The organism is Mesotoga sp. UBA5557, assembly GCF_002425715.1.
Lineage (GTDB): Bacteria > Thermotogota > Thermotogae > Petrotogales > Kosmotogaceae > Mesotoga.
The window spans coordinates 45,939-70,782 of the sequence record NZ_DIMV01000056.1 but is presented as its reverse complement, the minus strand read 5'-3'; the positions used below and the strand labels follow the sequence as shown (position 1 = coordinate 70,782).

Annotated in this window: 10 protein-coding genes; 1 reads left to right on the top strand and 9 read right to left on the bottom strand. The window is 49.4% G+C overall.

What is annotated here, in order from left to right; genetic code table 11:
- Nucleotides 1-391: 391 nt before the first annotated feature.
- From B3157_RS07620 to B3157_RS07595, 6 genes are all read right to left on the bottom strand, one after another.
- Nucleotides 392-6,988, bottom strand: a complete 6,597-nt coding sequence (locus tag B3157_RS07620) for a hypothetical protein (protein WP_292589916.1) — start codon at nt 6,986-6,988, stop codon at nt 392-394.
- Between the two features lie 97 nt (nt 6,989-7,085).
- A complete protein-coding gene (locus B3157_RS07615) occupies nt 7,086-9,578 on the bottom strand; it encodes a hypothetical protein (RefSeq protein ID WP_292589915.1) in 2,493 nt (830 codons plus the stop codon).
- A gap of 20 nt (nt 9,579-9,598) precedes the next feature.
- Nucleotides 9,599-10,108, bottom strand: coding sequence for a hypothetical protein (locus B3157_RS07610; RefSeq protein WP_292589914.1), 510 nt, complete (start codon nt 10,106-10,108; stop codon nt 9,599-9,601).
- Between the two features lie 16 nt (nt 10,109-10,124).
- Nucleotides 10,125-15,317, bottom strand: coding sequence for an SdrD B-like domain-containing protein (locus B3157_RS07605; RefSeq protein WP_292589913.1), 5,193 nt, complete (start codon nt 15,315-15,317; stop codon nt 10,125-10,127).
- Nucleotides 15,318-15,813: 496 nt separating this feature from the next.
- A complete protein-coding gene (locus tag B3157_RS07600; RefSeq protein ID WP_292589912.1) occupies nt 15,814-17,433 on the bottom strand; it encodes a methionine synthase in 1,620 nt (539 codons plus the stop codon).
- 1 nt (nt 17,434) lies between these two features.
- A complete protein-coding gene (locus B3157_RS07595; RefSeq protein WP_214079828.1) occupies nt 17,435-18,514 on the bottom strand; it encodes an NAD/NADP-dependent octopine/nopaline dehydrogenase family protein in 1,080 nt (359 codons plus the stop codon).
- A gap of 297 nt (nt 18,515-18,811) precedes the next feature.
- Between B3157_RS07595 and B3157_RS07590 the strand changes: the two genes are divergently transcribed.
- Complete coding sequence (locus B3157_RS07590; protein WP_292589911.1) at nt 18,812-20,239, top strand: asparagine synthase-related protein; 1,428 nt, start codon at nt 18,812-18,814, stop codon at nt 20,237-20,239.
- Between the two features lie 26 nt (nt 20,240-20,265).
- Here B3157_RS07590 and B3157_RS07585 read toward each other — a convergent pair whose 3' ends face one another.
- From B3157_RS07585 to B3157_RS07575, 3 genes are read right to left on the bottom strand one after another with little or no spacing between them, the layout of a single operon-like run.
- Nucleotides 20,266-21,114 carry a homoserine kinase gene (locus B3157_RS07585; protein WP_292589910.1) on the bottom strand — a complete coding sequence of 283 codons (849 nt, stop codon included), beginning with the start codon at nt 21,112-21,114 and terminating at the stop codon, nt 20,266-20,268.
- Nucleotides 21,111-22,157, bottom strand: coding sequence for a threonine synthase (thrC, locus tag B3157_RS07580; RefSeq protein WP_292589909.1), 1,047 nt, complete (start codon nt 22,155-22,157; stop codon nt 21,111-21,113). Before thrC ends, B3157_RS07585 begins: the two co-directional genes overlap by 4 nt.
- On the bottom strand, nt 22,154-24,310 hold the full coding sequence (locus B3157_RS07575) for an aspartate kinase (protein ID WP_292589908.1): 2,157 nt from the start codon (nt 24,308-24,310) through the stop codon (nt 22,154-22,156). The genes thrC and B3157_RS07575 overlap by 4 nt, the downstream gene beginning before the upstream one ends.
- Between the last annotated feature and the right edge of the window lie 534 nt (nt 24,311-24,844).

Below are 24,844 nucleotides of genomic sequence, written 5' to 3'. Positions count from 1 at the left end.
ACCACTGTGGTGGTACGTCTGTTTTTCTTTTCATTTTTCCCCTTGTTTAGCTGTTTTTAGATTTGTCGCTGTCAAAGTTGAGTCTAAGTTCTCATTCCTGCAAATTGATCTGCTTCTTAAGTGGGGCAGCGATTTCTAAAGCTAACTCTTGAAAGGTCTGGCGATGGAGCACTTCAAAAGCAATGAGAGCAATAAGTTCAGGTTTTCTTGGTACCGCCAGTATAATCTGCAAAGTGCAACAATTGCAGCAAACTTCGAAGCCTTTTTCTTGCGATTGTTGTCGTCTGGTGAACTTAGATGCTATCTGAGGTCAATATCTCCGATCATTCAACGTATCGATATGCTTGTTATTATATGATGCCAGGCTCGAGCACTCGAAAATAGGTGAACACTATTTTTTCTCGACTGAAATCGTTAGATCACTGTTCTTACCAGGTTCGAGCCATATTGTCCTCAGATTTTCTGAGACAGTATATCCGTTTGGCAACTCGGTTATTTCGATGGAGTGTTCCCCAAAGACAAGTCCTACCAGTTCGATCATTCCAAAGACCTGGAATTCGATTCCATCGACATTCAGACTAACCACTTCATACAAATAATCTCCTGTCTCGTCAATCAAAGATATGTTCAGTGAGCTCCTTTGAGCGAATCCAATCTCGAGTCGAGTATCGCCCTTCTCGTCAACTTCAATTGTTTCAATTGATGTAGTGCGAGAGTAGAGTCTTTCAAAGCCCCTGTCCATCGTCAGACTTGCTCTGCTAACACCGGCAGGAACACCCTCAAGGATCGTCCGGGAGCCTATTCTAAAGGGTTTTCCGCCTATGGTTAGAATACCTGAAGCATCCAGAAGAGGCTCTTCGCTCTCTCTCAGACCGTTCGCGTTCAGGTCTCTGAAGAGGACCACTTCGATTTTCCGCTGGAAGGCGACTCCAAATTCGACACTCTTCCTCTCCCCCGGTCTCAGCTCTAACTGTCTGTTCAAAGTACCGGTCGTGATACTGACACCCGAACCTAGCGAGGCCAGATCCAGTGAGATTCTTATAATTCCCGATGAGACCGGGACGGTAAGTGTTTTGTCTTCGGTAAACACTACATCCTCGCCTATGTTGATAGAGAAGCTCTTCAGGTATTCCTCTTCCTTATCGTATGTGCCCGAAGAATTCGAGTCGACAAAGATACGTATATCTACGTACGCTGGAGACTCCATAAACGGCCAGTAGAAGTCTCTGGATCCGTACTCAGTTATCTGAAGCTCTGGAGAATCCTTAAGCAAGGAAACAAGTGAATCGGGGTATTCTACGAGTTCGACTCTGTAAAGACCGACGGGCAACTCGACAGATATGACTCCATTTCCATCGCTCTTGTACTCTATGCCATCTATTCTCACCTTGACGCTTACGGGCATCTCACCTGTATCGAATTTCGTATCGAGATCCTTGTCGAGGAAGAAGTAGAGGTTCAACTTTCCGGTGCTTCTGCTCTTGAAGAACCAGCTGTCGTCCAATTTGATTTTTACTCCAAAGTAGAAGCCGTCCTTTCCCAGATTTCCAAGGAAGCTCTCCTTCAGCGAACCGAAGCCATAACCGGCGTAGACAACTGTATCCGGCCACAGGGTGAGACCGGCCTGGACTATGAATCTGTTATAGAAACCGCCTCTATTATCGTTTACAAGATATCCGGCACCGGTGATATAGAAGAGATCGGCAAAAGACTTCTCCGCTCTGAGTCCGTTTATTGTGTAAACCATGTTTTTCTTGAGATATATCTCCCCGGTCAGAGCGAAGTTGAAGGTTCTATCATACCAGAAGACAGTGTCAAGAGTCAGTCGGCCTTCAGAAGTCGTTTCTTCTCCGTTTCTGCTTATATAGTAAGCTCCCTCCGCAAGGAGAGCCAGAGGGCTCCTCAACTGGGGAACATATGCGAGGCCGGCCTGGACTTCAAATCTGCTGCTCTGGGTCTTCAGGTCGTTCGTGAAGAGAATGTGATATGCCGGTCTAAGCCTATCAAGACCGAGATACTCTCCCCGGCTCTCTATAAGGAATCGCGACAGGGCGAATCCGGTGTCGAATCTTAGATCTGTATCCAGCCTGAGTTTGAGGGACTCAATCTCACGATTCTCTATACCTACGTGAAGGGCGTAGAAGTCCTCGGTGTTCGAGCCAACGAGAGTGTGTCTTCCCTGTAAGAGAAAATCCAGATTGACGATGCCCGGAGAATAGGAGGCCGTGTAACCGGCTCCAATCGAGACCCTGTCCGAAAGAGTCGCCTCGAGATCTATCTTCCCCGCATCCAGCGAATAGCCAAAGCCTATAATTGTGGTGAACCTTAGATCCGGTAGGAACTCTATCTTCTCTTTTGCTGTTATAGAGACCTTACCAAGTTTCTTCAATATGTATGGAGTCAGCGACAGTTTTACCCTACCCGCTCCGGAGGAGTCAAATGCTACATCTCCTCCCGCAAAGAGAGACTCGCTGATACCAAAGTCGGTCCTCAAAGAGAGACCCGCGACCGGACTGACTCCTCTCAGTCCCAGACTGATTTCCCCGCTGAGCCTGGTCTTGTCCAGCGATAACCTCGGTCTTGCGGTGAGCCGGACTTCATTTTCCAGACCGTCCTGCTTATGTATCAGAGTTTCCTTGAGCGAGACTTCCGTCATAACCTGACCCACTTTGAAGTCTCTCAGCAGCTCAAGCGATAGGGTTCCCGTCTTAGCCTTTTCATCGAAGCTGTATCCCGAGAGCAGTTTCAGCTCAAATAGCTTTGGATTGAGTTCAAGACTGAAACCGAAGCCGGAAAAGGCTCTGGGATTGCCAGGCGCCCTGAAGTTTCTGTCCAGATGAGCTTCGAGATTACCGACGACCGTCTTGCTCACAAACTTCAGCGCCCCTGCGGCCCGCAATCCGAAGTCTCCTGTGTCCGAGGAGACCAGCAGTTCCAGCGAAGGCGAAAGGCCTTCGGAAATACTGCCGTCCGCCTTCAAAGACGCAAACCGGTAACCTTCGCTTAGGCCTCTGAATAGCCCGGTAAGGGCATACTTCCAGCCCGAAGGAGAGTAGGTTAGATAAGCCATCATGTCGAGATCGCCCGGCGAGGTCGAATCGGTAGAATAGACGGCTTCGATCCAGATCGGGTTGAAGTCTAGATCGAAATACGGAACCGGTTTACTGAAGATCAGCAGTCTGTTCGAATTGTAGAGGGTATAGTCTTCGCCTCTTCTCAAAACCCGTCGAGTGATAATCTCGCCTTCGCTATCTCTTGTTATAAGACTTATAGTTTCGCTTCCAGAAGCCGGTACTTCAGACAGGTAATAGGGGCCTCGTATACCCTCTCCCCTGAACTCCTCGGTCCTCTTTCCCCTGTAAACAGGATTCACAAAGAGTTTGTAGGAAAAGACATCGCCGCTGTATTCGCTGGAAAGACCCGTTCCACTTGACAGGAAGCCCGTGCTTCCGCGGGTTTCAAACGTATAGTCTCCAAGTTGAACGTTGAAATGCCCGATTTCATATCGCAGAAAAAACAGGCGAGATGAGGGAGCTAGCGTACCCTTTATCGATTCGTCGCCATGGGTGATATACGTATCGAAATCGGCCAACGATTCTTCACCGAAACGGAAGGTAAACAAGCCTTTATCGATATTGAGGCGACCGAAAACACCGCCTTCAAAGGACAGCGAACGATCTTTGAAGCTGTACTGAAGCTGTGCGCTTCCTGTTATAAGCGGTGGACGCGATTCGACTGCATACTCCAGACGAACATCTTTAGACAGATCGCCGTACCTTACAGAGAAGTCTACTGCATAAGCCTGAGCCGTGGGCTTCAATTTAAGTTTAGAGACGCCATTTTCGAGCTTCAGTCTCGTTCCGTCCCAGTCGGAAGGTTCCAGGACGATATGCGAATCGAGACCTTCAATAATGAGAGTTCCACCGACCGATGATGGGACGCCCCTTTCATCGACCAGCGAGATTACGACCAGTACCTCTGTCACACCGTCGGCGGTGAGTATAAGCGGCTCGGTCGAGACTCTGAATTCAAAGGGCTCTCCGGAGAGATATACCTCTATCTCCTTGCTGCCTTTTGCCGTTCCATCCTGCCAGTCTAGCCTTATTCTATTCCTTCCGGGATTCAGCTTCACATTGAAGTACTTCACAAAAAGCCAGAGGCCATCTGCGTCGTTGGCCTTCTGACCTATCTGGCTCTCGGGAACGACAATATCGTTTACGTAGAGAGTGTGGCGACTTTCTATGGGCATTGCCACCTCTACCATGAGTCTGTCAACGCCGACAAATTCCTGTCCGTTCAACGGTGTGACTATATAACCGTAATCGGAGAACATGGAGGGATCTAGACTCTGATTTCCAGAGACTATTAGCGACGCGGCGTCAAAGCCTTTGAGAGTCAGCGGATTTCTATATGTTATCGTCTCAACGATTCTCTCCCTGTGGATCAGCGGTATATCTATGATAGTGTACATTCCCGGCAGCGTCTCGATCATGAAAGATCTGTCGTCTCCAAGCGATCGGCTATCCTGATTCGGCGAAAGCCTGTAAGGCGTCACGTCAATATCTACCTTGACGGTGTGAAGTCCCGGTTTCAGTCTGTCGAAATGAAACAGTCCGTCCTTATCCGTAACGACGAAGGAACCGTCCTGAAGGAGCAGTCTGACGGGCAGAGGTTTGCTGTCATCTTTATCGTAGAAGCCGTTTCCGTTTTCATCTACATAAATCCTGCCTATGATTCCAGTGCCCGTATTCATAGGCCTGAAGACGCGCACGTCGACGACAGAGGGTTCTGTTACCACTTCCGTGCTGTACTCTTCGGATAAAATCGTACCGATAGCCCTGACCATGTTTTTCAGGAATTCTCCGGTAAACTCGTCGAGTCTCAGACGGTAAACTACCTTTGACTTCTCTCCAGGCTTCAGGTCTCTAAGATTATCGAAGATCAGCATATCTTCAAGAATCAGAGGCTCTACGGGTTCGCCGTCGATGCTTCCGCTTCCCTCGACGTAAGAGGTCCCCGGCGGGATTCTGTCCTCCAGCCTTAGTTCAGTTACAGTTGCTATGGTACTGGGGTTTGACACCTCGATAGTGTAGGTGATCTCCGACCCCAGCTCAACGATCGAAGGAGAGGCCAGCTTCACGAGCTCCAGACTCCCGTGAAAGATCTTCACGGAGACCCTTTCGGAGTCTTCGAAAGTTCCGTCGCCGGAGACGGTTGCCGTGTTCTCTATTACGGTCCCTTCAGCGAGACCGTCAACCGTAGGGCATTTAAAGGTAATCTCCACACTCTCCAGAGGATCAAGAGAGTCGAACTCGACCGTGAGTATTCTCTCTTGACTGTTGAATGAAACCGTAGCCTCTTTTGAAACCTCAATTTCGTACGGAGCCGAAAGGAGCGAGGAAATAGGATCGCTAACCGTGATCTTTCCGGTCGAACTTTCAGACTCGTTCTCCACCGAGATAAGGAAACGCACTTCGGCCCCTGGCATAACAAGCGAGCTCGAGAGAACGACTTTGGATATGCTTAGACTGTCTGACTTCCTGATATGTGGAATTATATCTATCGTTCTGTTCTCCTCGTTACCCATTACGGTTTTCGGTATAAACTTAAAACCTTTTGCAAAATTGCTGCCGCTAACGCCTCCAGGAATCGTTGCCTCCAGGATTATATCTACCTCTTGCCCGGGAGCGACGAACCCGACATCCACATAACCGCTTCCGTCTGTGTCCGTCAGAAGAACTCCCGTATCGTCTTTGAAAGAGAATCCCCAGCCGTCTAGCTGAAAGTTGGCACTTTCGATAAGTAGATCCATTACACCGGGGGTATTTCCGTCGTTCTTGAGAGTATGACGGAATATGACAGTATCGCCATCGAAAACCGTAGTAGTGCTGACCGTAGTGTCCTCAAAAGTCATTTCCGGCGCGTCCGGGTATCCGAAAGGACCTAGAAGAGGGACTCCCAGAGCCGGAATGGTGAAATCGACAGTATTTGTCTTTGAGGACCATGTTGTTCCAAGCCGCGAGCAGGAAACACTGGCTGTGTTGTAGCGCCTGCCGGCCGGAACACTACTTGGGAAGAAGACATCGAAAGATACTTCGATAGACTGCCCCGGACTAACCGGCCCGAAGGTGAGCTCGAAGCCCTTTATCTCTTCATCGTTCTGTGGCGGCTCGGGCAACCAATCCGAACCGTTGAAGTAACGGACGGAGAAATCGTAATTCGAAAAGAGAGAAGCGGAATCGAGAACACCGTCAACCAGATTGCCTCCGTAGTCTATGAAGTCTTTGAGAACGAGGCTGTCTAATTCGTACTCCGAGTTGTTTGTGAGGCTCACCGAGAAGGACTGTGATGTGCCCGGGAGAACTGTCTCCAGGAGTCTGGATTTTGTAGAGGCGACGATCTCCTTCTCTTCTACCTTTATCTGGGCTATGTTGTCGTCATCGGTGTTGCCGGCCGGGTCTATTCCGACTATGTTGATAAACCCTTTATCGGTCAAATCACCGGTCTCTTCGAGAATAACTCTTACTATCAGCTTTTTTGAACCATCGATTTCGAGGTCGACACTATTTACCGGTGTTTTTGCCTGTCCCGAGAAACTCTCTTCTCCTTCATCGAGATAAATACCGATAACTCTAAGCACCGGGACCCCTGATGGTTCCTCTTCAAAGACCTGAGAGGCCAAAAGGGAGATAGTTGTCGGGCTGTTTCCAAAATTTTGTGCCACGTAGTTTAGATCAACCGCGCTGCCAACGAAGCCTTCTCTCTCCTGACCGGGTTTCTCGAATGTTCCGTCGGGCTTTATCGTGAAACCATAGACGGGCAATACCGTACTGACGACCTTATCCGAGAAGATCGTAATGTGATTGCCTTCGATATCTCTGTATCTGGCAAAGGCAAAGTTCTCTATCTTAGAACCGGCAGCCGGCGCCGAGACAATCACTGTTGTCACAAAGATTAATATAAGAAGCATTACGGTCTTCCTGCGCACCTAATCACCTCGCTATCCCTCGTCTCTGTGATCTCCAAATGGTTTTCAGGGGATCACAGAGATGAAGAGCCATGGCCCGAAGGCCATGGCAATTGGATCAATAACCGTCTATCAATACCGGGAAGACAACTGTGCCTGAACCACCGACAGTCAGTGTCCCGATTACCCACTTGACGGTGGTAACAGAGGCAAGATTGTTTTTGTCGAACGTTGCCCAGTCCTCCCAGGTTACTCCGTAATTGGTGCTAACCTGAGACGGTTCGGTGAAGTTGACCGTGTCGGTTACTATTACAGGATCAAGAGAGGTGTAGAACGGAATCGTATCGTAGATGATCAGATTATTGATTGGTTCCGTTCCGACGTCGGCATAGGTTATGGTGTAGATCAGCTGTTCACCGGGTTTTGCATCGGTCTTATTGACGGCCTTCTCCAGAGTGACCTTTTCCGACACAACGACCGTGATATCTATAACAGTTGCCGTAACGTTAGTGTCCTCCTGGACCTCGGCCTTCAGATAAGCGACGTCAGTCACGCCAAGAGGTTCATCAGTCGGGACCTCAAGCCTGAATATACCCGTTACGCTCTGGCCGGGGTCGAGTGGCCAAGTTGCATCTAGATCTACTGGGTTTCCGCCCTGAAGGAAAGTAAAGTCCCAGCCTCTCGTCGAGCTTGGATAGAGCTTGACGGTCACCGATACGTTGCCGGTGTTTGTCAGAGTGTGCTCGTAGTTGATATTCTGCCCGGGTGCGGCCGATCCATTTCGGGAAGGCAAGAGTGTAATGCGTCTGACGGCGTTCACGGTAATCGTGTTAATCTGTGAGTCCTCAGCTGTGGGTCTCGTCAGTGAAGTTGCAAAGAACTCCACGGGAACTGCCGTTCCTGTGTAAAGGGCTCCTTCGGGGACGGTTACTCTCGCTATGATCCTGATGCCACTTTTTGCCGATACCTGACCGGTATTTGTTATAGGTATCATCTCATCTGGATCGAGAACTCCGTTTCCGTTGGTATCGATGTAGAACCTCACCGTATAGCCAGCGGGAAGATCGGCCGAGAGGCTGAAAGTATCGCCAGCATCGGAATTGTTAACAACATCCAGAGGGAAATATGCATAAGAGCCGGGATCGGCGTTCTTGTTTACCGGGGTCTTATCTACGGTAGTATCGGTGGCCGTTCCAGACATATTTCCGATTGCTACGGACGGGAAGGTTATTGGTTCGACCTTGTCTGTGGTCGTGTCGGAGGCGGCTGGAGATATCGAGGAGATAGCCTTTACTTCAGCGGTAATTGAAGTTACAGTGGCTTGGATTTCTGCGGGTATGAAGATCTTGACGGTAATGTCGAAGGTCTCTCCCGGTGCAAGCGGACCTGTGTCCTGCATCCCGTTGTCGTCGGTATCGGGTAGGGGAGTAAGGTTCTCGGTGAAAAAGGAGATAGCGACAACATTATCGAGTCCGGCAGGAAGAACCTCGGCGATTGTAATGTTTATTATGTCCTTCGAGAGACCGGCATTCTTCACCGTATTCGTGAACTCTACTAGAGTACCGGCAACACCGGGCTTTATCGTTATATCGTTCGGATCTACCGCTTCGGGGTTGTCTTTGGGACCGATCCAGACCTTAGTCGTCTCGTTGCCCGGTCCACCAACCATGATAGTGGAGACGTTCGAGCTCCTGCTCACAGTCTCGAGCGCAGTCGTTTTGTAAGTCATTGTTGCCACGTTCTCAACGACACCTGCAAGAGTATCCGCTTTCACCTGTACTCTAAGTCTAATCCGGAAACTCGAGCCTGCAGTTAGATTGGCTATATGCAGGGTCACTGTATTGCCTGTTACATCGAGGGTCATACCTGCCGGAACCTTGTCAAGGAAGCCCAGATATTCAAGACTTGCCGGCAGAATGTCGATTATGGTTATGTCTGAAGCTGCCTTGTTACCGACGTTAGCTCCGGAAATCGTGTAAACGACTTCGTCGCCGGCCTTGACCTCCTGTGGGGTTGCAGATTTGAAGAGAGTCAACACGGCATCGTTATAGACCGTTGTGCGCGCCGCGTTGTCGTGATCGAAGGCATTTACCGGATCGCTTACCGAGTTCACATCAAGATAGACTGTGGCGGTGGTTCCTGCCGCAGCCGCACTCGGCACCCTGTACCTGACTATGACATACCTGAAGTCACCCGATGGTATCGGAATTGTGTTTTTCCAGAGCTCTTCACCGGGGTCAACGACGCCATTGCCATTTTCGTCGTAGAAGACTTCGATATTTTGCGGAGTAAATGTCGATGCGGGATCGATATTCACACTCGTGTTGAAAGTATCGACAGTGTTTGCGAGATTGTCGATCCTGAACTGAAACTGCATAGTCTGTCCGGCGGCACCCGGTTGTTCTATTAGATCGGGTGTGACAAGTACCGAATAGACCGGTAGTACCGTGGTTATTACCTGGTTGGATAGGATTGTTCTGGTTACTCCCCTGCCATCGGTATATGTAGCCGCGGCCTGGTTCTTGATTTTGGTGCCGGCGGCAGGTGGTGCGGCAATCGCGGCAACAGCTATCATGACCGCGAGGAGCACCAGTAGAAGTTTCTTACTCATAAACTCACCTCCTGTGTGTTTTAGTTGGATACCTTAACTTTGTAAAGCACTTTCAATATATCTGATGGCATAAACTGTCTTCCATAGACCCACATTATGTTTGTATAAGCCGTAGGATTGACCAATCTCCTTACTGCCATCCCCCCCCTCACTTCTTCAAAGAATAACGGTGGTTTTCCGAAAGTCTCCCCTCCATCGAAACTGAAGTAGAGCTCTAGTTCTCGACTCTCCCAGTCCAGATGTTCACGCCTCTCTCCAGTTGCGCTTCCCCTTATATAGAAAGTGCCTTCGGGGATCAATGCGATCATCTGGAGACCTTCGATCGTAGATTCCGATACGTTTTCATATGTGAGAACATAAAGAATCTCGTCGCCCGGAAAGACCTCGTCGAGTTCCTCGTATGTCTCTGTCGCACTCTGAGAATCCCAGACCTTATAACTTTCGATACTGACCTTTATAGGTTCCTCGTTGGCAAAACCCAGTAAAAAGAGTGCTGAAAGAAAAACGATTGTAAGGAAACACTTCTTCATCTGTATCCCCTCCCGATTATCTTCTAAGTTTCGTCTTGAATATCAGCCAGCCCGAAGAGCCTGGCTGCAACGCACCAATTATCTTTGTGATATTAACCGTCAGAACTCCCCCCTCGCAGAAGGCCCAATCAAGATTAGCGTCGCCACCGTCTTCGGCGACCAGCAGATACTCGCTGCCATCGACAGAGAGAATCACGTTACCGTGAGAACTGCCCATCGAATAACTGCTCTGAAGTAACTGCAAATCTCTATCCAGAGGATCGGTTATCACAACAGAAGGAATCGAAAGAGTTCCATTGTTGGCAAATGAGATCCTGTACTCGATTATCTCCCCGGGCTTTCCTTCAGATGACAATCCCCAGTCACCCGAGATCGAGAAATTGCGGGTCTCTTTGCGAATCGACAGGCCCTCGGCTCCAACGGTAATTGTATCGTAAGTCTCGGCACGATCGCTTCCCACAGAATTAGACCAGTCTTGAACCGCCCTGACTTTTATCGCGTCGAACGTGCCGCTGATGGCTTCAGTGGGTATGTTGACTGCAAGTCTCAAATAGTACCTTGCCGGAGACCTTGCGATATTGTTATCCCACAGGCCCAGCACATTCCCTGCCGAATCGAGCTCATAAACAGCTATACCGAAGCCTTGAGATGAAATGGTCTCCAGAGAAACGCTACCATAAGTTGCAACGAGCAGAGAATGATCGAGGTTAACGGTACTTCCCGGAAGTCCCGAAACGGTGTTTATACCTTCGATGAGCAATCTCTTCACATCTGCGAAATTGTAGAAAGCCGAAGAATCAACATTCGAATTTATCGTTATAGTATTCCTCTCATCAAGAGGGGCAGAACCGCCGCTATCATGGTCGCCCGTTGATGTATATGCCGGAAGATCCGTCTCTCTTATTACGATTGAATAGACAGGATCTCCGGAGACGAAGAATCTATAAAGACCGTCCTGGTCTGTGTATCTTGTAAATTTGTCCGACCCGTTTGTCAGTGTAACCAGCACTCCCGGTATCCCCGCCTCTCCCGGCTCTCTTGTAGCATTGTTGGCCTGAGAGACGACGCCTGCACCGGTGTCATCGAAGACAAAACCTTTCACAATAAAACCTCTGAAATCACCGAAATCGGCCGTTTTGTTTACTGTATCTACTATCACTTCAACCCAGTTCGGAGTCGTGGATATGTATCCAACAGGATCAGATCCTTCAGTTGATGAATTGAAGAGATTCTGTGCGTCTTCCACAACTCTGTAAGTTCCCTGTGAAACATCGAAGCTATAAAAACCTTCATTGTCCGTCTGAGTATAAGACTGGAAAGTCCAGCCGCTTCCATCAAACTTCCAGAGCTTCAGCCTGACTCCCGCAATACCGGGTTCGGCATAGTCGCGGGTCCTGTTGAAATTGAGATCTTCATAGACGTAACCGCTGATCTTCAGACCCGAACCAACTGATTTATTCGGACCGAACTCGGAAGTACTGTAAGCAAGAATGCCGAGAACGTTACTGAAGCTTTCGTGACGGGTTATAGCTGTTATGACCTTTGTGTCCTCAGAGACAGGGGAGACATTGCCCTCAAAGTTTCCCTGAGAATCTACTGTGAGTGACCCGATATACTTTATTCCTTCACCATAGTCCTCTCCCGAATAAGAGTCTCCATCCCCGGCTCTTGCAGAGTATATTTCAACGACAGAACCAGCAAAGACTGTGCTGGGAGCGTTCTGACCGACAAATCCCTGAATAGACAGAGCGCTCCCGCTTCGCGTTGCCAGAGCTATTACAGGGTGATCGACTTCCATATTGCCATAGTTTGCATTGAGAAGCCCGTCGTTTGGATTCACACCCTCAATTATGTCCGAAGATGGCGATCTGAGAAGATCAATCGCCAGACCGCGATTATCACCAAAAGAGTTTAGCGAAAAGTCGCCATAACTTGAATCGCTGCTAACCCTTATACCGGGACCGCTAAGAGAGCCGTTGACGATTGACTTTCTTATAACTGCTCCCACAGATTCGTTGAGAGATATGGCCGAAGCGGTTGAATCGACGATCATTGTATTCTCTAGAAGCGTCAGTTTGTCTCCCTGTGTATAGACACCGTTTCCGTGAGTCACGCCGGCGTGGCTTCCGCCATTCGATTCTACGATAGAGTTTCTTAAAGTAACTGAAATCGCCGGAGAGACTATCGAAACGCCATTTCCGTCGGTTCCCGAAGGACCGATGCCGTTGTCCAGTACAATTATCCTGTTTACATCTATGGTATTTCCAGTCAGCAGAAGACCGGAGCCGTTGTAAGCGATATACGAGTCTTTTAGAGTTCCGCTCGCGTTGATAACCAGACCGTATCTTCTGTTTAGACTGCTATCTTCAGGTCTAGATCCATCGGCTCTTGCCCCGCTCACAATGTTGTCAAGATTGAAGTTCTGGCCGTTGATGACTACCGGGGCGTTAGTGTCGCCGATAGTCCCGCCGCCGTTAAGGAAGGCGATGTTTTTCAACGAGAAGCCTCCCGCGGTTGCCGAAGTTCTCAGGACATACTGCAGACCGTTCGAATCTATCTCGATCTCTTTGCCGTTGAGTGGGGGTATGGCAATTTTATCGACTCCGGCAAGACCGCCCCCAAAGTTTGAGCCGTTACTGTTTATGATGTTCCCCTGCGCAGTGTATACAGTGCCGTCGATAGTTGTCTGGGTATCGGTAATGTCCGGCAAGGCTGCCTGAGTCTGTATCGTCCACCAACTATTGCTTCCGAAAGATGAATTTTGAGGAGTCTGCATGACGAATCTCGCCGCATTGGCTCCGGCAATAGCATTTGAGTTCAGCACGAACTGCCTGAAGGTTCCCTGATTGCCGGCAACTCTGAAGTCGTTATCTCCAGTGTCGTTCGTGTTGACAATCACGTTGAACGAGAAGCCATGATCGATTCCGCTTACGGATTGTATGCTTTCCGAAAGGTCAACCACGCATAAATGCTGAAAGTTGCTCTGGCTGACGGCCCTATTCCAGGTCGCGAATCTGTCTGAGATTGAGGGATCTAAACCGCCAAAGGCCTGTACATCATTGTAAGCACCGTCTTTGAACTCGCGTTTGAAAGTCTGCTCGGCCCAGGGAGTCGCAGGTGGAAATCCGGGATTGAGAGCTGTCGGAGCGACGCTCTTCGAATCCACAACGACGTAGTATCTATATTGAGGCAAAGGTCCGAAAGAGTAGTTGCCATTGGAATCGGTATTAGTCTCTGCGACAAACACGTCGCCATTACTGATCGCGTCGTTACCGTCGGCCTCTCTGTAAATTCTCACCCTAACGTTAGTTTTTGGCAGATCGACACCCGAAACAAAAGGCCCACCATTGTCTCCTCGGTCTTCAAAGGCTTTTCCGGAGACTGTCAGCGAGATACTGCTACAAGTATTTTCCAAGAGTGCTACTTTTCTGAGTTCGCCGCTATTGTACTGCACATAGGAGTCCATTGTATTGCCTTGATTGTCTCTCACTACTGCCTTAATTATGTAGTCTCCCTGTGGAACCTGAGAATTATTCCACTGTAACCTCCAGGGGTTAAACTGGTCCACGGCCGTTGCATCTCCGATCAAGACCCACTCGAATCCGTCATTGGCAACTCCGTTACCGTTATAGTCAAAATAATAGTAGAACTTAACGCTTGTGACCGTCGAACGTATTGCTCCTCCGACGGCGGTATGCGAATCGAGCACAAAAGCCTCGATCGTGGAAGGACCGCAGCCGGAAATGGTGATCCTGGATGTTAGAGGAATCTGCGAAATATGCCCACATGAATTCACAAGGTCTCCAAAGGGGATGGGTTTATTAAGACCCATCGTATAGGTCCCCTGGAATGCAAGATCTCTCTGTATAGGATTGTTCGTGTTCGAACTTGTAGTGAACGCAAGCTGGAAGATATCGTCGGTAGTGAGTTTCGGCCCGCCTCTGGAAGTAGCGTCTAGAGCTGCCAGTGGCACCTGGATATCCAGAAGATAAACAGTACCTAGCGAGGGATCAACGTACTCGATCACTCTGGTTCTTCCAAAATCCCACACTAGAGGCGAGGGATCTCTATCCCAGTTTGCCGGACTGCCGGGTTCGCCGTCGGCGTTTGTCGGACTAATCAAGTGCTTTGCGCTATCCTGTTTCCAGATCAAATCATTATTGTAGAGATACTGATCTCTGATTGTGCTGAAATATACCTTTATATCGTCGGGCGCAATTCCTTGGTCGGTTCCGTCGAGTTCAATCGCGAAGTCTCTATAACCGTCGCCGTCTATATCTATAAGTATGTTCCATGTAGAAGATTTATAGGGAGTCCCAGAACCTTGTAGTTGTAGAGGGTTGTTGGCAAGCACCATTCTGAACATGAGATTGTCGCAGTCGGCGAAGAACTGTATCGCAGGCAGATTCTGAGAACTGACGAAATCTGCTTCCTGCCTGGGACTGGTCCCCCCATTAGAATTGTCAGTATTGCCTGAAGCGTCGTAAATCGGGTCTCTCGAGTAAGTGTAAGGGATCCACTCGTTGGTTGCCGAAGTGCTTTCATTCACTCGAACATAGTCAAATTCGACCTGTGTCGGTCCCCAGGATCTGAGACCAACTCTTCCGTTCATGAAAGGGTTATCGCTGTCAGTGTATCTCAAAACCTCAATTCCATCGACAAACATAGTGAATGTATTACCCATGGCCACTATGGTTACTTCATGCCATTCCAGCCAGTCGAAACCTGCGGCAGGCGTTCCCGAGGCTAGAACGCCGGACTCTCTACCATCTGTGACCTTTCTCAATGCGAATTTATTCCCAAGTCCCGGATCGACCTGAAAAGCGTAGGCGTTTATGTTCCTGGCAGTACCGGTAGCCCTGACATATATCGCATAACCGGAGCCGCCGGACTGAATCCCGTCGGTGATCCTGCCAAAGCTCCTCACAACGTAATCGCCCCAGCCTTCGTTCCCATCAAGTATCGCTCTGCGCTCGCCAGAAGCGGTAAGCGATAGAATACCGCCGGCTACATTCCAGGAATTCGTAGGGTAGTAATCTATAAGGTCGTTGAGACTGTTGAACTCATAAGAAGCTAGCGGCTGGCTTGGATTATCCGGCCAGGGAGCGGGAAATCCCACCGGGTCTACGTAGCTTGTGATAGCTAGAGACAGGCTAAAAACTCCCGTCAGGAACAGGACCATTGTAAAAAGCAGCCTCTTTTCCATCATTCACCCACAGTCGAGTAGAGAACATACTCAGTCTTGTCTCAGAAGTATTATTGGCTAGAATGAGTATATACTTTTAAATCATTCTAGTTTATAACTCAACGCACAAACATGTTACATACCTATTCTATTTCAAATCAGGCTGGCGAGATGCTAGAGATGAAGTCTGAATTTACTTAGCCGTTGGCCGTCCTCTGTTCTCCGAAGAAACAGCTTTTACGGAGAACGGAGAACCGATGACGGTCAACGTGGTCTTCATCAGCGTTCATCGTCTCTTCTGCCCGGCGCGCCGGAACTGGCCTCGCCGAAGGCGAGACTGGCCAGGCGAAGCCTGACTGGCCTGCGTTAGCAGACTGGCTTCAAAATCGCCTCCTGCCGAAGGCAGCATTGCGACCTGGGCCGTTCTTGCCCAGCCTTGCGTCCACTGATGCTTTTCAGTGCCTTGCGTCCCGGCATGTTCTTTGCCGGCATTGCGACCGCCGACGATCTTCGGTGCATCTCAATCCCCATTTTCACTTGTCAAAGCGGTAAGTCTATCGTTTTCGTCTATCTTCGTTCCTTCCTCATCGACCGCGCAGGACTGGCCGTCGATAATGGCTGTCCGAACTGCTCCTTTGGCTACTGACATCTTGCTCAAACCAGGGGCGTCGAGAATGCCCAGTTTGATTGCCGTGTAAATTGTCTCGGGCGATGTGAGCTCGCCTGTTCTGATCTTCTCCATTGCCTCTATGATCGTTGCAGATTCACTCTTGAGGTATTCCTTGTGATTTTGAATCTCCTTATCCTGCTTGAAGTCGGGAATCCCTTTGATCGCCTCGTTTATCGCCTGTTTGGCCATCTTCACGCTTTCTATGATCTCTGCATCTGAGGCCCTTCTTGTCGCTTCACAGTAAGCGACAACATGAACGATCTCCGGGTCAATGTTCATAGCAGTATAAACGGATGTTACCAGCTGACCCATAGCCAGATTGGGGTCGGCTGGAAGAGACATGAGTCCGGGCCTTACCATCGTAACCGGTGTGAAGTTATCATCCTTCAAAGACTCGATCAATTCTTTTTTTGCGAGCGCCTTTGCCAGATCCATTCTTGGAGAGATTCCCGGTGGCGTGTTAAACATGTACTGCGCAACGTACACTTCTACGCCGAGGCGCTTGGCGCAGAGGGCGGCAAGATAGGCGGTGGTCACTTCGACTGCGGCATGGCAGTATCTCAGCGCCCACTGATGGGCCTCGTTTATCTCGACCGGGATGCCCTTCCCTCCGTTCCAGGCTATCGCCCCCTGATTGTCTCTAATCGCTTCGAGCAGTTCGCGATCCGACCTGCCGTCAAGCTGCGAGTACCATGTCAAAGGCACGGCCGCCCAGGCGTTGTTTATTGTTTCTTTGAAGAGGAGTGAGAACTTTAGAAGATCTCTTGTTCCTGAGTAGCAGCGCATCAATGGATAGTTCCCTGTTCGGCTTGCCTCATATATTCTTTCAAAATCCTCTCTAGTTCTGAAGGGAGCGCCGCCGGCTCCGTCTTCAGAAGAGATCATATTCTCCTGCTGAAAGAACCATTGCTGGCAGTTCTGATCCGGGGCAAGAGAGATGATATCCAGCAATCCGGATTCGGCGAGATTCCGGACGGCCTTCTCAGTTGCTTCAACGGTTTCCAGGCCTATATGATGCCTTATCAACGGATAGGGCTTCTTAGATGTTATTCTTTCGAGAAGCGACTGCGGGTAATCAACCTGGCCTTTTGCATCTGTCGTGCCCCTGAGGAACATAACGACTTCTTCCGGCATCTCGCTGCCATCAAAGACCTTCTCGAAGAGACCGCTTCTCTCTGCTATTTCAGCAGTCTCAACCGTTCCACCGAAGATCAGTCTTTTCTCGATCCCCCTGTTCTCCAGAGACAGCTTCAGTTCGCGCAGTAGCTGCTCGCAAGATTCCTTGCCCAATCTGTAGCTCACCGCAACTATGTCAGGTGAAGCCTCTTCCACACTGTCCAACAGCTTGTCTATACCGATTACACTTCCAATGTATGTCGTCTCGTAGCCTTCCCTTTCGGCCAGATAGAGGAAATTCAGAATGCCAGCAGTGTGTATGTCGCTCCCGATAGCTCCCGCCAGTATCTTCATATCAGGTCCCTTCCTCCACGTACCTGGTAAGTTCTTCAACGGACATTTTATCAACACCGAGACTGGCCAGACTTCTCCCTCCGCTCCAGAAGTCTCTCTCCATAACCGCTCCAGCAATATTGATTATAGAATCTATGACTTTCGTCTCTATTTTGAGCTTCTTTCCAAAGCAGCTGATCGGAACGAGGCTCATCGGCACATCTTCCATTATGTATCTGTTCTCTATGCTTATCGGGGCCATTATCCCTCTATAGCCTTCGTTGCTGTGGATGGCCGTATATAGGTCCTCGCCTTTGACGTCATAAGCATAGTCAAGCCACTCCTTGGCGCCCATTGCCTCAACGCCAAGAGTTTTCGTGACCTCGCAGCGCTCTCTGTCCAGCGCTTCCAAAGCTCTCGCGACCGATGGGCTTATGCCTTCTAAGTAGAACTGGAAGTCTCCGTGTTTCGTCTCAATCCAACCGGCGTTCATAAGTATCGCACCGGGATGAAAGATTGCGCCTATGTTGTTGAAACTTGTGTACAGTACGTTCTTTGCCAGTGTAAACTCGGGCATGATCTCGCTTATTATCGGCATGATCGCCTCGTTTTCCTTTGAAGGCAGAACAGAAATCGGAACGGCGTTCTTTATCCTGAATATCCTTACCATCCCCGGACCAGAGATTCTCGAAGCGAAGACGAAGGTTTGGGCCTCGGCAATTACCACTTTCTCTCTAACGCCCTTCTCCCTGAAGATCTTATCGAACTCGAGCGCGCCTCCGGTTCGGCCCGGATTCAGAACTATGATTTGCCCTTCCGTAACGCAGTCGGCCAGACCGGCGGCAATCTGAGCATGAGCAAAGGCAGGCACGACCACCATGATTGCCTCTACCCCATTTATCGCCTTCTTCATATCCGTTCCGACGTACTTGAGTTTGGCCTTTCCGCTAGACTCACCTTCAACTCTTATTTTCCGGTCATCAAGTATCGGTAGTATTCTCTTTTGACTCCTGTTGTAAAGCGAGACATCATGTCCTCGCATCGCAAGGACCGCCGAAAGAGCCTGTCCACCGTTGCCAGCTCCAATTACTGCTATCTTCATAACGCACCTCCCCAATCCCCTGTGCAGAAAAAGAATAAGAAACAAATGATAACCTGCAAAGAACAGATACTCCAAAGTGAATGGAATCTCTGCACTCCCATTATACAGAAATCCTCCTTGTGAACTAAGTGAATGAAGCCTTCTGAGCTAGTTGGAACGCGATGCGCGGACCTGGCTTCAGAAATGAATTTTGGAGATTTCCTCACATGATATAATTATTATGTGTCAGAATAGTAATGATCCCAGAAGTAGCTTCAGGTAAGTCCTCGCGCATGGAACAAAATGGAGGGATTTTTGATGAGCGGAATCGCTGTTTTCTATAGGGGCGAGAGAGAAATGATAGAAGACTCGCTATCTTTTCTTGCACATAGGGGGAGCGAGACAAGAGTCCTCGCGGCAGGCGGAGAGGTAGGTATGGGCGCTGTGTTGAGCAATGCCTATGAGGATGACATGAATGTCTTTGAAGGGCATGGTGAGTACGTCGTTTTCGACGGTTTTCTCAGAAACTGCTCCGATGCGCCCTGGCCGGAGAAGATACTGAGTCTTCGCAGGAAGTATGGGAATCGATTCATAGATAGGCTGGACGGATCTTTTACCTTCGCAATAGATACAGCCGGAGAAACTCTGATCGCCCGAGACCCTTTAGGCATGAAGCCTCTTTACTACTGCTTCATAAACGGGTCGATCGCGTGTGCCTCCGAACTCAAGGCTCTGACACCCTTCTGTAGTGAGGTGAAGGTCTTTCCGCCGGGTTACTACTTCTCTTCCATCGAAGGGTTCAAGAAGTACTCCTCACTCGAAGACCTGCTTACAGATGAGTCAGATGCTCGAAACGAAGAAGAGGCAGCCGAACTGCTGCGGAGTTCTCTTGAAGAGGCCGTTGAAAAGAGGCTCTCAGCAGTTAAGTATGACGCGGTAGTCTTCTTGAGCGGCGGTTTGGACAGCAGTTGTATTGCAGCTGTTGCTAGTTCGCTGAGCGGGTCCTTGAGAACATTTACCGTTGGAAGCGGCGACGGGGAAGACCCGGAATTCGCAAGGGAGGTTTCCGAGTACCTCGGCACGGATCATAGAGAGCACACCTATGATTTCGATGAGATGCTCGAAGTCTTGCCCGAAGTAATCTATCATCTCGAGTCGTTCGATCCTCCATTGGTCAGAAGCGCTATTCCCAATTACTTCGTTTCGAAGCTGGCAGCCGATGAAGGCAGTTCGTTCGTCTTCATGGGAGAAGGGGCCGACGAGCTCTTCGCCGGCTATGAGTACATGAAGGATCTGCCCAGTGCAGAGTCTATAGACAAAGAGTCGATAAGGATTACGAGAAACGGTTATCGCTCGGGCTTCCAGCGGAACGACAGAATGAGTCTTGCATTCGGAATCGAATTCGATGTACCCTTTATGGACCCTTCGGTGTTGAATCTTGCCTTTTCCATACCCGCTGAATGGAAGATCCACGGACCGGAAAAGACAGAGAAGTGGATTCTCAGAAAGGCGTTCGAAAACGAGCTGCCGGAGAGCGTCGTGTGGCGTAAGAAGAGCAAGTTCAGCGTCGGTTCGGGCTCATCGCATCTGATGAAAGAGTATGCGGAGGAGACGATATCCGACTCCGAACTTGAGAACGAACGGCGAAACAGCGGAATTAGATCAAAGGAAGAGCTTCTATACTACCGGATATTCGATGACCTGTTTCCATGTGAAGGCGCCATAGAGACTGTTTATCGAAGCTGACTGAAACTCGTTATCTAGTCAATTACTCACAGACCTACGATAAATGGTTCGTTTGCAGGGGTGGTTCTTATGACTGCTTCCAGATATGGAATTCCGTCCACATCTTCCAGATCGCAGCAGACCGCCGAGCCCGAACCACTGACAAACCAGAAAGAAGGCCTTCTCTCTTCGATGCTGAGGACGAATTCCTTCATCCGTGAATCGCTGTTTATTCTGTAAGTCTGATGGATTTCATCCTGTGAGTATTTCAGAGCGCTACCAAGGTCGCCCTTTGAGATTTTGGCTACAAATTGCGAAACGCTTTTTATATTGCTCACAGCGTCTTCAAAGGGAATCGATTCGGGAAGCGCCTTTCGCATTACATCTGTGGAGAGCTTGAATTCTGGCACCAGAAAAGTCAGTCTATGATCTGGCATTTCAAACTTCTCGTAGTCGAATCTCTTTCCGTCGTAGTAAGAGACAACGAGCCCTCCAAGCATACATGGGACGATGTTGTCGGGATGGCCTTCGATCTCGGTCCCGATCTCGAGAAGCTTCCTTACGGGAATACTCCCGCCGGTCATGATGTTTGCTATAAACAGAGCTGAAGCAATCGCTGCGGCGCTCGAACCCAGGCCGCGAGCCGGCGGAATATCGCACTCCTGAATTATCTGGATTCGCGGTACCACCTTGCCGGTAATCTTCTCAAATCTCGCTATAGAACTTCTGAAAATCTCTTCGGCATCCTCGATCTCTCGTCCATATCTACCTATAGATAGAACCTTAAGTCGATTCGCCTTCTCGAATTGAACGGTATTATGGAGCTTCAAAGCCATGCCGACGACATCGAATCCGCTTCCCATATTTGCCGTCGTGGCCGGCGCCCTCAGTCTCATTTCAGACCTGCCTCATGAACGACTGCCTCCAGACTGTTATGAATGACTACAGGCATGTCTACAGACTTGATGACTGCATCGGGGTCTTTGAGACCGTTCCCGGTCAAAGTACAGACAACGACATCACTCGGCTGGATAAGCCCTTGATAGGCTTTTCTCAAAAAGCCGCCAAAAGAAGCTGCAGAGGCCGGCTCGCAGAAGACACCCTCGGTGCTCGCGAGCAGCTTCTGCGCGTTCAAGATCTCTTCGTCGGTCAAGGCCTCTATTACCCCTCCCGATTCGTCTCTTGCAGCGACTGCCTTCTTCCAGCTTGCAGGGTTACCAATCCTAATGGCGGTCGCAATAGTCTCGGGGTGTTCGAAGACCCTGTCATATACAATTGGGGCAGCTCCCTCGGCCTGGAAGCCCATCATCTTGGGCAGGCTGCCTGACAGACCTCTCTCGTGATACTCCCGATAACCCATCCAGTAGGCAGCAATATTGCCCGCGTTCCCTACTGGTATGAAGTGGTAGTCAGGAGCCCTTCCCAGAACGTCGATTATCTCGAAAGCGGCAGTTTTCTGACCCTCAAGTCTGTATGGATTCAGACTGTTCACAAGCGTTACCGGATACTCTTCAGAAATCTTCTTCGCAAGTTCAAGACAGTCATCGAAATTCCCATCTATCTGAATTACCTTTGCACCATAGATCATCGCCTGAGCAAGCTTACCCAGAGCGATCTTTCCCTCCGGAATCAAGATTATCGACTTCAAACCGGTCCTTGCAGAGTAAGCGGCAGCAGAGGCCGAAGTATTTCCGGTAGAGGCACAAATTACGGCCTTTGAACCCTCTTCAATCGCCTTGGCGATAGCCAGAACCATCCCTCTATCTTTGAAAGAGCCTGTGGGATTGGCCCCTTCATACTTCACGTAAACTTTCGGTCCGAATTTCCTGCTGATGTTTTCCAGATATATCAGAGGTGTGTTTCCTTCAAGGAGGGTAATCCTCGGAGTACTCTGAGTTACGGGAAGAAATCTCTCGTAGCTAGCTATTAACCCTTTCATTCGATCTCCCCCAGACTGAAGGCACTGTGAATAGCGTTTACACCCAAACGCACCTTCTTGCTGTCAATTACGACCGAGATTCTGCTGTTGCTGGCGCTTATCATATCTATGTTGATCCCTTCATTTGCAAGAGTCTCGAAGAGAGTCGCAGCTATGGCCGGTGTGGCAGTCAGGTTGACGCCCACTATGGAAATCTTTGCAATAGCTCTTTCTATGGTTATTTCTCTGGCTTCGCTTCTCGATTTCAAAATATCCTGCTTGAGCTTTGCAAGGTCGCTCGCCTGAACGGTAAAGGCCATTGTGTTGAAATCACCACTTCTCATACTCTGTATTATCATATCGATATTCACATTCTGCTCGGTAAGAGTCTTGAGCACTCTTGCAGCTATTCCCGGCCTGTCAGGAACTTCCTGCAGAACTACTTTTACGATATCCTGATCAGAAGTTACTGCGCTTACGATAGGTTGCTCCACTTTCGATCCCCTCCATATAAGTGTGCCTCTGGCGTTCGTGTGCGCGTTTTTCACGAGCACCTTTATATCATACTTCCTGGCGAATTCCGACGCTCGGCTTTGAAGCACCTGAGCTCCCTGTTTGGAAAGCTCGATCATCTCTTCCCATGAGATCTCTTTTATAGGTCTGGCATCCTCAACTATCCTCGGATCGGCAGAATATACGCCATCCACATCTTTGTAGATTTCGCACAGTTGTGATCCCAGAGCCTTCGCAAGCACTACGGCCGTAAGATCCGAACCCCCTCGTCCTAACGTCGTGATCTCGCCAGTATATGTCGATCCCTGAAAGCCTGCAACAACGGGAACATATCCATTTGAAATGTGGCGACTCACTAGATCCGCATCGATTGAGACGATCCTTGCATTTGAGAAATTCGAGTCAGTCTGAATCCTAGCCTGATTGGCGGAAAGTGAGATAGACTTCATCCCCAGCTCCTGAATTGCCATCGCTACAAGTGCTATAGACTTCTGTTCGCCGGTAGCTAGAAGCATATCCATCTCTCTGCCGTTTGGCTTACTGGAGATCTCTCCGGCGAGTTCATAGAGAGTGTCAGTTTCGACCCCCATGGCCGAAACAACCAGAACGGGCTTGACTCCGCTTTGAACCTTTCTCTGAACACGTTTTGCAACATCCCTTATCTTCTCCGGCGTATCGACCGACGTTCCTCCAAACTTCATTATCACGACTGAATTGCTCTGCTTCTCGGCGTATCTCGATGCCCTTAGAATATCCGAGATAATCGCAGTTGCAGTTGGTTGTGCGCCTGCACCCTCTCCCCTGAGAATAAACCTTCCAGACAGATCCGTTTCAACCTCTATGGCATTCTCAACACCATCTACGCTCCAAAGTGGATCATCTCTTTCTAGCTCCTGAGGTCTAACATAAGCTCCTTCCTTCTCGAAATCAATCGTCCCTATGAGCTTGATCTTCCTCCCTTCGTCTGCAGCCCTCTCTATATCTAGCTTATCTATACCTTCAATTCCCTTCGTCTCTATTGTCGCTATTCCGGGGAAAATCCCAGTCTTTATCCCCGTGAGCACCGATAGCTTGTATGCTGCATCTAAGCCCTTTACATCGCTTGACGGATCGGCTTCTGCATAACCCCTTTCCTGAGCAAGCCTCAAAGCTTCTTGGTACCCCATTCCCTTCTGCATCTCAGATAGAATGAAATTCGTTGTTCCGTTGAGTATACCGCGTATGCGTTTGATTCCGTGGAATATCAGGTAGTCCTCAAGAAGCGAGATTATTGGAATGCCGCCACCCACGGCAGCTTCAAAGAAGAGACTCTTAATTACGGAACTGCCGGAGAAGTCATTACCGAATTCGGAGATAAGCATCTTGTTCGCGGTAACCACTGTTCTGTTGAGTTCCAGAGACTGTCTAACCAGTTTTCTGGCGGCCTCAGTCCCGCCAATAGTCTCGACTACAATATCGCTGTTGATAATCAGGTCTTCGAAATCCTCTGCGATCAGGTCGGACGGGATTCCAAGTTTGGCGTACTTGCTTCGAGTCCTTGTTATCACCTTGGAGACAGTACATCTCCTTCCCGATCTCTTCTCGATATCATCTCCCTTTTCAGAAAGAATAGCATATACGCAGGACCCTACTGTGCCGAGTCCGGCAATTCCGATCCTCAACTTGGTGCACCCCCTCCTGAAGCAATGAAGCCGCTATTAATCAAAAGTATACACCGTAAACGCGTGGTAGCGGGTCAGGTTGGAAAGAGTGGAATGAGACGCAAGGCTGGCTTCGCCAGGAAGTGAGGCTCGCTGGCGCGAGGAAGTGATGCCCGGAAGGGCATCCGGGGAAGTGATGCTGGCGCTTACGCACCAGGAGGCAAAAACCAAAGAAAAAGAGCAAGCAAATTAAAGTAATCTGATCAGAACGAACCTATTCTGTCATCTTGAAGCGCTCCTGTTAAGGATCTGGTCTTATGGAAAATCGTGGTTGGGGGTCGGAGGTCGGGGGTTGGTCAGGAGCAAAGAAAGCGGTTGACCGTTGAGCGGTTCTCCGTTCACCAGGAGAATCTGTTATTCGTTCCAGAGCGAGGATCTGTTCTTCGTTCTTGGTTAGGACCATTGAAGCAAGAGCATCAAGATTCCGACCAGGAGCTTTGTCGGAATGACGGAATCTAGCCTTTTCGGAATAACCATTTGCTGTATCCCAGACTT